Raw genomic sequence first — 12,662 nt, 5'->3', positions numbered from 1 at the left:
ACAAATACAATTGCTTGATTCAGTTTTCGTTCAGTTTCGCGGCGTTAGCATACCCCCACTTTAGCAATGTAGTTAAAGTACAAAAACAATGTACATAGGGATGTTTCATTATGAAAAAGTTAGCAATTATTATTTCAGGTCTTTTATTATCAAGTGCTGCACACGCTGCAGATAGCTATCAATCAATCAGTAACTTAGGCTACACAGATACTGATAACAACGATACTATCAGCGTGGACTCTACTTACTACTTCTCTCCAAAGAGCACACTAGGTCCATACGACCAATTCGAATACATTAACAAGCAAAGCAACGTATTTGGTGGCTACGCTGATGACGATTTTGGCGATGTGACTGCTATTGGTGGTGAATACTTCGTTGAAGATTTTGTTGTTGGTGCGTCTTACCAAAATGCTGATTACAACTCTAACAACGAGTCATACACACTTTCTGCTGGTTACTTCTTCAACCCTGACTTACTTGCAAAAGTAAGATTTGTTGATCAAAAAGATGGTGATAACGTTACATTCTTTTCTTTAGCATACAACCACATGCTAAACGATACAGATTACGTAGGTATCACTGTAGAATCAGATGATGATTTTGATTCTCGTTCAGTAGCTGCTAAATACTTTGTTGATTTACAACAAGGTAACTACTTAACAGTAGAAGGTACATTTGTAAGCCTTGACGAAGCAGATGATCAATGGAACGTAGAAACAAACTACTACTTCTCTAAAGCGACTTCTGTATTTGCAGCTTACGATAAAGAAGACAACTACAGCTTTGGTGCTCAACACTTCATCAATAAAAACATTGGTTTAAAAGTGGGTTACGGCAACAACGCAGATGACTCAGATAACGATGCTTACTTTGCTAACATGCGTTTTCAGTTTTAATTAAATAATTAAAACCAGTTAAGTAGTAAAAAGCCCACATTTTGTGGGCTTTTTGCTGTGTGTAATAAATTAGTGACTTTACTCATCGTTATATTTTAATCGCAATAGAATAACTTCATCATTTAGTGGCACTCGTCTGACAGCCCATTGTATTTAAATTAAGATCGGTCATAATTAAATCAGTGTTTTTATAACTGTAAAAGGAATGTGCTCATGTCAGTATTTATTATATTACTGGTTGTGGTGGTCGTGGTGTTTGCGATTAAAGATATCCGCCTTAATTTAATTACTCGACCTACTTTTAAGATGTTTAAAAAGGTGTTGCCGCCATTATCGCAAACAGAGCGAGAAGCCATGGAAGCGGGCGATGTTTGGTGGGATGGCGAGTTATTTAGTGGTGAGCCTGACTGGCAAAAATTACATAATTATCCGCGCCCTAAGTTAAGTGAAAAAGAAACTGCATTTATAGATAATCAAGTTGAAACTTTATTAGCCATGCTTGATGACTATAAAATTGTACAAAAAGACAAAGATTTACCTAAAGAGGTTTGGGACTTTTTAAAAACCGAAGGGTTTTTTGCAATGATCATCCCTGAAAAATTTGGGGGTCTTGAATTCTCTGCTATTGCTAACTCTACGATAGTGTCAAAAATTGCGACTAAAAGCTTAACGGCCGCCGTAACGGTCATGGTGCCAAATAGCTTAGGTCCTGGTGAGTTATTACTGCATTACGGAACAACTGAGCAACAAAATCGTTGGTTACCTAGCCTTGCAAAAGGCGACGATGTACCTTGTTTTGCATTAACGGGCCCAGAGGCTGGCTCTGATGCTGGCAGTATCCCAGATTCAGGCGTGGTGTGCAAAGGCGAGCATGATGGTAAGGAAGTGTTGGGACTGCGTTTAAATTGGTCAAAACGTTACATTACCCTTGCGCCTGTGGCGACTGTGTTAGGTCTTGCATTTAAAATGTACGATCCAGATGGATTGTTAGGCGATGAAAAAGAGCTCGAAATTACGTGTGCACTTATTCCAACTGATCACCCAGGTGTTAAAACAGGAGAGCGTCATTACCCACTTAACATGGCGTTTATGAATGGCACAACGTACGGTAAGGATGTATTTATTCCGCTTGATTGGATTATAGGTGGCCAGCAAGGGGCAGGGCGCGGTTGGCGCATGCTAGTAGAGTGTTTAAGCGCAGGGCGTGGTATTTCATTACCGGCATTAAGCACTGCAACAGGGCACTTGGCAGCTAAGATGACCTCGGCTTATACGGTTGTACGCCAACAGTTTGGCGTGTCAATTGGGCAATTTGAAGGCGTACAAGAAGGGTTGGCACGTATTGGTGGACTAACTTATGCATTGGAATCATGCCGATTAATGACCGCAGGTGCAATTGATTTAAAACTTAGCCCGTCAGTAGTGACTGCTATTGCAAAGTACCACATGACAGAAATGGGTCGAACGGTAATGAATGATGCAATGGACATTCATGCAGGTAAAGGGATTCAGGTTGGGCCTAATAACTATTTAGCACACGGTTATATGGGTATTCCCGTCTCTATTACCGTAGAGGGCGCCAATATTCTTACCCGTAACCTTATGATATTTGGCCAAGGTGCAACCCGTTGTCATCCTTTTGTGTTAAAAGAAATGGAAGTTGCAGCAATGGATGACGATGATGCTGCACTTGAGCAATTTGATGGCTTGTTAATGAAGCACATTGTATTTGCACTGAGTAATGCAAGTATGGCCTTGGTGCATGGTTTGACTCGCAGCTACTTTGCCAAAGCGCCTGTGTGTGGAGAGACGGCCGTCTATTATAAACAATTAGGTAGAATGAGCCGAGGATTGGCGTTTACAACGGATGTTGCAATGTTGATGTTAGGTGGTGAACTTAAACGTAAAGAAATGATATCGGCACGTTTAGGCGATGTGTTAAGTCATTTATATATTGCATCAACGGTATTAAAGCGTTTTGAAGATGAAGGGCGTCAACAAGCTGATTTGCCTTTTGTAAAATATGCTATAGAGACATCGTTATATGCAATAGGCCAAGCATTTGATGGCTTCTTTAAAAACTTTTCTAATCCAGTGATTAACTTTGCACTTAAGCGTATTGTTTTTCCATTAGGTAACCATTATCACAAACCAAGTGATGCTATTGCCCAGCGTATTTGCGAGCACATGACTCAACCAGGGGTATTTAGAAATAGACTTACCCATTTGTGTTATGTGGATGAAAATGCCGGAACGGGTGTTATGGAAAATGCTTTCTTAGCAATGCACGATATGCACAATCAATTTAAGCAGTTGAAACAGTGGCAACGAAAAGGCAAGGTGCCTGCCACCTATGATATTGAACAAGCGATTGATTACGCACTTGAACATGAGTTAGTAACTAAAGTTGATGGTGAAGCAATGCATCATGCCAATAAGCTAAGAATGCAGGCTATTGCGGTTGATAACTTTAAACCTGAAGACATTTAACACTGGATTATAATAATGTAGATAATAAAAAAAGCCTTAAGTTTATGATTTAAGGCTTTTTTTATGTTGTGTATTTTTTTAAGCTCGAATATACGGTTATCGTTACTAAGGCTCTGAATGACTGATCAGCGCCCGTAAGGATCGGCGATGATTTTATCTACGTACCACTTACCTTTTATTTTAAGCATTTCGATGCTGCGGAAATCATCGATTTTTTTACCATTAAAATAACCGGTAAACACAATGTTTATTTTAGCCTGATTGCCATACTGTTCTCGCAGGCTTGAATTTGACATATCAATTTCAATCACAACTTCATCGTATTGTAAATTAATAAGACTACGCGCAAACTGTTTGGCCGTCCCATACGATTTCATTATGCGGGCTAATTTAGGCGTTGCGAAATCGCTGGCTTTTTGCAAGTTATGCTGGTTATAAAGCGCATCAAAATACACAGTAGCAGTGTCGCCTGGACGATCATTGTCAATATACTGCTCTTTAGGTTTAGTATTTTCATTACAGCCAACGATCAAAATACTAAAAATGAGCACAAAAATGGTTAAAATTGTTTTCATATTTGGTCAGGTTGATTACTTATACATAAAGTGTGTGATGGAATGGAGAAGATGTAAAGAGGAGTGAACTAAATAGATAGTAACTTATTAAAAAAGCAATAAAAAAGGATGTTAAAAAACATCCTTTTTTAATCAGAACGCTCGATTATTGAACAAGCTCTTGTTCGCTAAACTCTTCGTCAAACATCGGGCTTGATAAGTAACGCTCTGTTGCACTTGGCAAAATAACCACAATATTTTTATCTGCATTTTCAGGACGTTCAGCAATACGTTTCGCTGCAACCACAGCTGCACCTGATGAAATACCAACTAAAATCCCTTCTTTTTTCATTAGCTCGTGACACATTGCTATACATTCTTCATTAGAGACTTGCTCTACACCATCAATTATTGATAGGTCTAAATTCCCAGGAATAAAGCCTGCACCAATACCTTGAATCTTATGTGGCCCAGGTTTTACTTCTTCACCAGCAAGTGTTTGGCTAATTACCGGAGAGTGGCTTGGCTCTACAGCGATTGATTTTACATTTAAGCCTTTTTCTTTTTTAAGATAACGGCTTACACCTGTGATAGTTCCACCAGTACCAACGCCTGCAACAAAGAAATCGATTTTGCCATCAAGTGCATCAAAGATTTCTGGGCCAGTTGTTTCAAAGTGAATTTTAGGGTTTGCAGGGTTTTCAAATTGTTGTAATAAAATAAACTTTTCAGGGGCTGATGCTTGAATTTCTTTGGCCTTAGCAATAGCACCGTTCATACCTTTAGCACCGTCTGTTAGTACAAGATTAGCACCGAGTGCTTTTAATAGCTTACGACGTTCTAAGCTCATGGTGTTTGGCATTGTAAGCGTTAATTTGTAGCCGCGTGAGGCTGCTACGAATGCCAGTGCAATGCCCGTGTTACCTGATGTTGGCTCTATAAGCTCTTTATCTTTGGTAAGTTGACCTGATTTTTCAGCTTCCCAAATCATCGATGCACCAATGCGGCATTTAATACTAAAGCTTGGGTTACGCGACTCAACTTTAGCGTATACATTCCCACCTGTAACACGGTTAAGTTTTACCAACGGTGTGTTACCGATGCTTAGTGAGTTATCTTCAAAAATAGTAGACATAATGTTCCTTTAGGTACAATCTGATCAACACATTAACAGTTAGTCTGTTAACTTTATAAGCCTACTTTACTGTGAGATAAAAAAAGTTAAAGTAAGCTTTGGCTATAACATATATTAATTCCGCTTATAACGGATTGAACTAAAAACTTAACCTGTTATTTTTTTAGTTATTAAAAAGGTGAACTTGAAGCCATTTGTTCGTTTTTAACTTTGTACTGTATTTTTTGTTTATGTAGTCGTTATTTAAACAAATCAACACTACATACTTATATTTTGTTGGTTAATTGTGCAAATGAACTGCGGTTGAACAGTTTATTGACACAAACTATTCAAAACATGATAAAAACACACTATCTAAATTCAATAAAGTAATCACCATGAAGTTAATCTTAAAATTAATTGCCGGTATTGTGGCCGGTATTTTAGTCGGACTCTATATTCCCTTAACTGGCGTTGAGCTTTTATACACAGTAAAAGAGCTTATTGGCCAGCTTATTAGTTTTACAATTCCACTGATTATTTTGTTTTTTATTGCCTCTGGGATTGCCGGGCTTCCTAAAGGGTCTGGGCATTTACTGGGAAAAACGGTTGGTTTTGCTTACGGCTCAACAATTATTGCCGGTACCTTAGCGTTTTTATTAGTCACAGCGATTATTCCGTTCCTAAGCGGTGGAATTTCATTTGAAGCTGAAGCCGTCACCGAGGTAGGTAGCTTTATTGACTTAGAAATTCCACCATTAATGGGTGTAATGACTGCTTTAGTCACAGCCTTTGTATTTGGTATTGGTATGAGCCAGCTAGGTTTAGACACATTAAAAACGGTGTCTGATCAAGGGCGCGATATTATAGATGGTTTACTTGCTAAAGTAATTATCCCAGCATTACCTTTTTACATTGCGGGTGTGTTTGCTGAAATGACCGTGGCAGGTACCGTTGTTGATACATTACAGGCCTTTGGTGTAGTACTCATTGCCGCATTAGTGATGCATTGGTTATGGTTGAGTGTGCTTTATATTGTATCGGGCCTATTACTTAAGCGTAATCCTATTGAGCTAATTAAAAACATGCTACCTGCGTACTTTACTGCATTAGGAACCATGTCGAGCGCGGCAACCATTCCAGTCTCTTTGCAATCAAGTAAAGCAAATAACGTTAAAGAAGATGTAGCTAACTTTACAGTCCCATTATGTGCCACTATTCATCTATCAGGTTCAACAATTACAATAGTTACTTGTGCTATGGCTGTGATGTTTTTATCGCCTAGCATGGAAGTACCTTCACTAATGGCTATGTTGCCATTCATTATGATGCTAGGTGTGGTTATGATTGCTGCACCAGGTGCCCCAGGTGGCGCGGTAATGTCGGCGTTAGGTTTATTAACTAGTATGCTTGGTTTCAACGAAGGTGCAGTGGCACTAATGATTGCGCTGTACCTTGCACAAGATAGCTTCGGCACTGCGTGTAATGTAACTGGCGACGGTATCATTGCTTTGTGGGTAGACCGTTTTAGTGAAAAAGCCTCAGCTTAAATCACTATGGCGTATTTACCTACGATAGGTAAATACGCTTTGACAATATTGGGTCATAGCGACCGACGGCGAAAGCATAATATTAGTTATGGTTTCGTCGTATCTATGCTAATGTTGAAAATTAATTTTGTTAACTTGCATCTTATTAGGCTAGTGAGGGTGTTCCATTGATTAACGTACTTTTAGTTGATGACCATGAACTTGTGCGCACGGGGATCAGACGTATTCTTGATGACATACGTGGTTTTAAAGTAATAGGTGAAGCTAAAACAGGCGAAGAGGCTGTACAGTTTTGTCGTCAACATGCGCCAAATATAGTATTAATGGATATGAACATGCCTGGTATGGGCGGGCTTGAGGCAACTAAAAAGATTTGCCGTTATTGTCCCGATGTAAAAATTATTGTGCTTACAGTTAATTGTGAAGACCCATTTCCGAGCAAGGTTATGCAAATTGGTGCTCATGGCTTTTTAACCAAGGGGGCAGGATCTGATGAAATGGTGCGTGCTATACGTTGCGTGCATGCAGGGCAACGTTATATTGCGCCAGAAATAGCACAGCAAATTGCGCTTGCACAGGTTACTGGGCGAACTGATGAAAACCCATTTCAAAGTTTGTCTGAGCGTGAACTGCAAATTATGCTGATGATCACCAAAGGTGAAAAAGCACAGGATATTGCTGAGCGCTTAAATTTAAGCTCTAAAACAGTAAACAGTTATCGCTATCGTATGTTTGAAAAGCTTAACGTAGGGGGCGATGTCGAGCTTACTCATTTAGCCATACGTTACAAAATGATTGATATAGATATCTCTTACTAGTCGATATATATGTCTGAATTTGATCATGCCCAGTTTTTAAAAACATTATCGAGTGAGCCTGGCGTTTATCGCATGCTCGATAATGACAACCAAGTTATTTATGTCGGTAAAGCTAAAAGTTTAAAAAAGCGGGTGAGCAGTTACTTTCGCAGCAACATTACCGACAGCAAAACCCGTGTTTTAGTGAGTAATATTTGTAATATTGAAGTCACACTTACTAATACAGAAACAGAAGCGCTTCTGCTTGAAAATAACCTCATTAAGAAATATCAGCCACGTTATAATATTCTGTTACGTGATGATAAATCGTACCCGTACATATTACTCACGAATCATAAGCACCCTCGTTTAGCCTTTCATCGTGGTAGCAGAAAAGTAAAAGGCGAATATTTTGGCCCGTTTCCAAGCGCTGGAGCCGTATCAGAAAGTTTGCGCTTAATGCAAAAAATATTTCCGGTACGTCAATGTGAAGACGCTTACTACCGTGCGCGTAGTCGGCCATGCTTGCAATACCAATTAAAACGTTGCTCTGCGCCGTGTGTTAATAAAGTCTCTGAAGATGAATACGCGCAGCAAGTTGATTATGTCCGTAAATTTTTAACCGGTAAATCCCATGAAGTAATAGCCGATCTTATCGCTAAAATGGAAAAAGCCAGTGAGCAGCTTAATTTTGAACTCGCAGCTAAAGTTCGCGACCAAATTATGCTATTGCGTAAAATGCAGGAGCAGCAGTCTATCTCAGGTAATTTTGCTGAAATGGATGTTGTAGGTTTTGCCCATTTAAATGGCTTAAATGGGATTCATCTACTAATGATCCGCGATCATAAAGTGCTGGGTAGTAAAACTTACTTTCCAAAGGTGCCTAAAGACTCACAAGAGCAGGAAATCTTAACCTCTTTCTTAGGCCAATATTACTTAGCACCGGGAGCAACAGGACGCATTGCCAAAGAAATCATCTTACCATTTGAAATAGAAGAAAGTGATGCACTAGGTGAAGCCTTGACTCAAATTAGTGAACGTAAGGTATCGCTTAAAGTGGTTACCCGTGGTGAGCGTGCACAGTACTTACAGTTAGCGAATAAAAACGCATTAAATAGTATTACGGTTAAGCAAAGCACTCAAGACTCTATAAACAAGCGTTATGCTCAATTAAAGGCTACCTTGCGTCTTGATGACATTAATCGCATGGAATGTTTTGATATCAGCCACACCATGGGTGAAAACACCGTGGCCAGTTGTGTTGTCTTTGATTCTCAAGGGCCTAACAATAAAGAATATCGTCGTTACAACGTCACGGGCATAACTGGTGGCGATGATTACGCCGCTATGGAATTTGCACTAAACAAACGTTATAACAAGTTAGTGGATGAAGATAAAATTCCTGATGTGATTTTTATTGATGGTGGTAAAGGCCAATTAGGTAGGGCAGAACAATACTTTGAAAACTGGCCGCATGCAAAAATGCCACTATTAGTTGGGGTTGCAAAAGGCACTAGCCGTAAACCAGGCCTTGAAACTTTACTTATTGACGGTGGGCGTAAAACTATTCCTATGGATTCTGATGCACCCGCACTGCATTTAATTCAGCATATTCGCGATGAGTCACATCGCTTTGCTATTGCAGGACATCGAAATAAGCGTCAAAAACAGCGAACTCAGTCGCTATTAGAAGAAATAGATGGCGTTGGTTCAAAGCGTCGACAAACATTATTAAAATATTTAGGGGGCATGCAAGGCGTAAAAGCTGCTAATATAGAACAGCTAAAGAAAGTTCCTGGGATCAGTCCTGACATGGCTGAGAAGATATTTAACCATTTGCATGACAAGGGCTAGCCCTATGTGCGAATATAGAAAAAAAGACATATCCAAGTAGTTATGTGGAATATTCCAAACACACTCACAACGTTTAGACTCTTTCTTATCCCCATTTTTTTGGTGATATTTTATATGCCTTATTCATGGGCATTCTTTGTTGCTGCCTTTATTTTTTGGCTTGCTTCAATCACAGACATACTCGATGGCTATTTAGCGCGTAAGCTTGAACAATCAACGCCTTTTGGTGCGTTTTTAGACCCTGTTGCTGATAAAGTAATGGTGTGCGCTGCTTTGGTTGCTTTATCTGAGCATTATCAATCTTTGTATATGACTATTCCTGCACTTATTATTATAAGCCGTGAAATTGTTATATCGGCGCTACGAGAATGGATGGCTGAGCAAGGCAAACGCGGCAATGTAGCTGTATCCGATATGGGTAAGTTAAAAACCGCAGCGCAAATGTTAGCCATTATTGGCCTAATTTGGCAGTACGATACCTGGATGATGTATTTAAGCTATGGCTTACTTTATATAGCGACGTTTTTAACGCTCAGTTCTATGGTGCAATATTTAGTTGCAGCATGGGCAGAATTGACCAAAAATTGATTGTAAACGTCTAATAACGCACCATTTTAGATAAAAAATAATCAAACAGTTCAAAAGTAGCATTTTTTGTGTTGACGCGTTTAATAATCTCTGTAGAATGCGTCCGTGTTGAGAGGGCATAGCCCCCTAGATAAACAAAGCGGCACTAGCTCAGTTGGTAGAGCGCGACCTTGCCAAGGTCGAGGTCACGAGTTCGAGCCTCGTGTGCCGCTCCAGTTTATCTTAAAGCTAACCTAGTATTGAGGCGGAATGGCAGAGTGGCCATGCACCGGATTGCAAATCCGTTTACCCCGGTTCGACTCCGGGTTCCGCCTCCAATCAACACTCCACACGCTTTAATTAGCAAACTCGATGCCCGAGTGGTGGAATTGGTAGACACAAGGGATTTAAAATCCCTCGACTAACAAGTCGTGCCGGTTCAAGTCCGGCCTCGGGCACCACTTTATATTCTTTCCGTAAAATCTAATTAAATCATCATATCTTTATTACTAAATCCCTTTAGGCACACTAATTTACTACCCCTGCTGTTAGCAATAATGGTTTGTTGCAAGGTCTGATACATACTATTGGCTCACCAAGAGACTGTCACTGAACACTTCAGACTTTTTTACAAGTTAATCAAGGTGTAGTGTAGGTCGTTAGCTAAATCATAAACTAGACTCTTTAATACCAATTCGCTTAATTAAGCGGTCTATTTTGAGGCAGGAAAAACGGGTTGATAGCTAGGCAAAAAATTCGCTATTTAGTTGTTCTAAATGAGAATTTTTTAACACAGATAGCGACACGTTTAGTCCCGCAAAATGATTGAGTATTATTGCGGATTGGTATAATAAGCGCAGTGTTAGTTATTATGGTTATGCAGTAATGTATATAAACCTAAGCGGGGATGTCGTTATAAGCATTGAGACCTACTACATAGGTTATTAAATTTACTTGTAGGATGCTTATAATGTTAGGATAAGGTGAGCTTATAGGTAGGTTGGGCGGCTTTAATAACGTCTATCTTCACACTAGTAATTTATAAGTGACTACTGTTATCAGTAACTTTTAGATTAAAGTTAAATCAATAAAAAACCCGAAATGGCCATGGCCGTTCCGGGTTTTTAACTTAAATCACTTTAAAGTTATTTGTGCCAAATACCTTTCGGAATAGTTTTATTAAGCTTGTTGTTTTTACTTGGATCAAACGTCGGTAACTTACCAGCACGTCGTTGAGCGTTATAATCTTTGGCAAGCCATACCACAACTCCTGAGAGCATAAATAGCGCGATTACGTTTACAATCGCCATTAGGCCCATAGACACATCAGCTAGAGTCCACACTAATGGTAATTCACCAAGGGCACCAAACATCACCATACCTAACACTAATAATCTGAAGATCAGCATGCCAGATGCATGGTTATGCTCTAAAAACAATAAGTTCGTTTCTGCATAAGAATAGTTAGCTACAATTGATGTAAAAGCAAAAAACAAAATAGCGACTGCTACAAATATGGCACCCCAGCTGCCTACATGTTCTTCAAGGGCTGCTTGTGTAAGCGCTATACCCGTTACATCTGAGCCTGGCACTAATTGCTCTGATAATAAAATAAGAGCAGCAGTTGCAGTACAAATAATAATAGTATCTACAAATACACCCAGCATTTGTACATACCCCTGTGAAGCAGGGTGAGGTGGGTTTGGCGTTGCCGTTGCTGCAGCATTCGCAGCGCTACCCATACCGGCTTCGTTTGAGAACAAGCCGCGCTTGATCCCTTGGATCATCGCTTGCATTACCCCATAACCAATTGCACCGGCACCCGCTTGCTCAATACCAAAAGCACTTCTAATCACATGCATAAATACATCAGGTAATTCAGTGTAATTTACAGCACATATATAAAGTGCAACCACAAGGTAAGCAGCAGCCATAAATGGAACGGCTAATTCAGCAAATCGAGAAATGGTTTTCAGACCGCCAAATATAATAATACCTGAACCAATAACAAGAGCGATACCGACTATATAGTTAGGTATACCAAAGGCGACTTCAAAAGCCGCAGCAATAGAATTTGACTGTACTGCGTTAAAAACTAAACCAAAGGCTAAAATTAAGCACAATGAAAAGACAACACCCATCCAACGCTTACCAAGTCCGTACTCCATATAATAGGCCGGACCACCACGGAAGTTACCTTCTTCATCTCGTGTTTTATAAGCTTGTGCCAATGTACTTTCAGCAAAGCTAGTAGCCATACCAATTAAAGCAATTAACCACATCCAAAAAATAGCACCTGCGCCACCTAAATAAAGTGCAACGGCAACACCTGCCATATTACCAGTACCAACACGGGCTGCTAAAGATGTACAAAATGCTTGGAAAGAAGAAATGCCGCCGTCAGAGCCTTGACGACTTTGAAACATGACTTTAATCATATGTGGAAACTGTACAAATTGGATAAAACCAAGACGTATTGTAAAAAATAGCCCTGCTGCTATTAATAAGTACACTAAAATATGACCCCATAAGAGACCACTTATACTATTTATTATATCTGTCATGTGCGTTACCTAGTGAACGAGTTGTAAATATCGGGCGCAACTTACCACAAGCACAGTAAATAGTTTAGTAAACAGCGTAAAAAAATGAGTTATCCACAGGGTTTTGTGGGTAACGTGTGTGTCTAGGTGGGGTATCTTTGGGGTAAAAATTAAATGCAAAAAAGCCTTTAAAAACGCTTGCGTTAAAATCGATTCGCCCTATAATGCGACCCCACTGAGACGGCAGAGCGCAACGCATAGCGAGGCACGAGCTACTCAGTGAGTCGAGTAAAA

10 protein-coding genes and 3 tRNA genes are annotated in these 12,662 nt (G+C 39.8%); 9 read left to right on the top strand and 4 right to left on the bottom strand.

All coding sequences use genetic code 11. From position 1 onward, the window contains the following. The first annotated feature begins 110 nt into the window (after nt 1-110). Nucleotides 111-899 (top strand): putative porin, encoded by a 789-nt coding sequence (locus QL984_RS04850; RefSeq protein WP_013464588.1) that lies wholly within the window; start codon nt 111-113, stop codon nt 897-899. Nucleotides 900-1,112: 213 nt separating this feature from the next. Continuing rightward, complete coding sequence (locus QL984_RS04845) at nt 1,113-3,389, top strand: acyl-CoA dehydrogenase (RefSeq protein ID WP_138764740.1); 2,277 nt, start codon at nt 1,113-1,115, stop codon at nt 3,387-3,389. Between the two features lie 125 nt (nt 3,390-3,514). Here the strand turns inward: QL984_RS04845 and QL984_RS04840 are convergent, their stop codons facing one another. Further along, the gene (locus tag QL984_RS04840) at nt 3,515-3,964 is read right to left on the bottom strand and encodes a hypothetical protein (protein WP_013464590.1); all 450 of its coding nucleotides are present in this window, start codon (nt 3,962-3,964) and stop codon (nt 3,515-3,517) included. A gap of 145 nt (nt 3,965-4,109) precedes the next feature. Further along, nucleotides 4,110-5,078, bottom strand: coding sequence for a cysteine synthase A (cysK, locus tag QL984_RS04835; RefSeq protein WP_028835324.1), 969 nt, complete (start codon nt 5,076-5,078; stop codon nt 4,110-4,112). A 377-nt stretch (nt 5,079-5,455) separates the two neighbouring features. Between cysK and QL984_RS04830 the strand changes: the two genes are divergently transcribed. The 7 genes from QL984_RS04830 (at nt 5,456) to QL984_RS04800 (ending at nt 10,286) form a co-directional block, all read left to right on the top strand. Then, the gene (locus tag QL984_RS04830; protein WP_016899481.1) at nt 5,456-6,607 is read left to right on the top strand and encodes a dicarboxylate/amino acid:cation symporter; all 1,152 of its coding nucleotides are present in this window, start codon (nt 5,456-5,458) and stop codon (nt 6,605-6,607) included. A 167-nt stretch (nt 6,608-6,774) separates the two neighbouring features. Continuing rightward, complete coding sequence (gene uvrY, locus QL984_RS04825) at nt 6,775-7,425, top strand: UvrY/SirA/GacA family response regulator transcription factor (protein ID WP_016899482.1); 651 nt, start codon at nt 6,775-6,777, stop codon at nt 7,423-7,425. 9 nt (nt 7,426-7,434) lie between these two features. Further along, entirely contained in the window at nt 7,435-9,258 is a 1,824-nt protein-coding gene (gene uvrC, locus QL984_RS04820) for an excinuclease ABC subunit UvrC (protein ID WP_036956961.1), read from the top strand. A 42-nt stretch (nt 9,259-9,300) separates the two neighbouring features. Continuing rightward, nucleotides 9,301-9,846 (top strand): CDP-diacylglycerol--glycerol-3-phosphate 3-phosphatidyltransferase, encoded by a 546-nt coding sequence (gene pgsA / locus QL984_RS04815; RefSeq protein WP_013464594.1) that lies wholly within the window; start codon nt 9,301-9,303, stop codon nt 9,844-9,846. 139 nt (nt 9,847-9,985) lie between these two features. Continuing rightward, a tRNA-Gly gene (locus QL984_RS04810) sits at nt 9,986-10,061 on the top strand. A 28-nt stretch (nt 10,062-10,089) separates the two neighbouring features. Continuing rightward, a tRNA-Cys gene (locus tag QL984_RS04805) sits at nt 10,090-10,163 on the top strand. 36 nt (nt 10,164-10,199) lie between these two features. After that, a tRNA-Leu gene (locus tag QL984_RS04800) sits at nt 10,200-10,286 on the top strand. 684 nt (nt 10,287-10,970) lie between these two features. On the opposite strand, the gene QL984_RS04795 is transcribed toward QL984_RS04800, so the two are convergent. Together QL984_RS04795 and QL984_RS04790 are read right to left on the bottom strand one after the other, a co-directional pair. Beyond that, the gene (locus tag QL984_RS04795; RefSeq protein ID WP_036956983.1) at nt 10,971-12,389 is read right to left on the bottom strand and encodes a sodium:alanine symporter family protein; all 1,419 of its coding nucleotides are present in this window, start codon (nt 12,387-12,389) and stop codon (nt 10,971-10,973) included. 64 nt (nt 12,390-12,453) lie between these two features. Beyond that, nucleotides 12,454-12,662, bottom strand: a 209-nt coding sequence (locus QL984_RS04790; RefSeq protein WP_290172047.1) for a hypothetical protein, incomplete at its 5' end; no start/stop codon positions are given.

Source organism: Pseudoalteromonas sp. APC 3495 (genome assembly GCF_030407645.1).
Lineage (GTDB): Bacteria > Pseudomonadota > Gammaproteobacteria > Enterobacterales > Alteromonadaceae > Pseudoalteromonas > Pseudoalteromonas tetraodonis.
The sequence above is the reverse complement of the archived record's forward strand: the minus strand, read 5'-3'. Positions and strand labels throughout refer to the sequence as shown.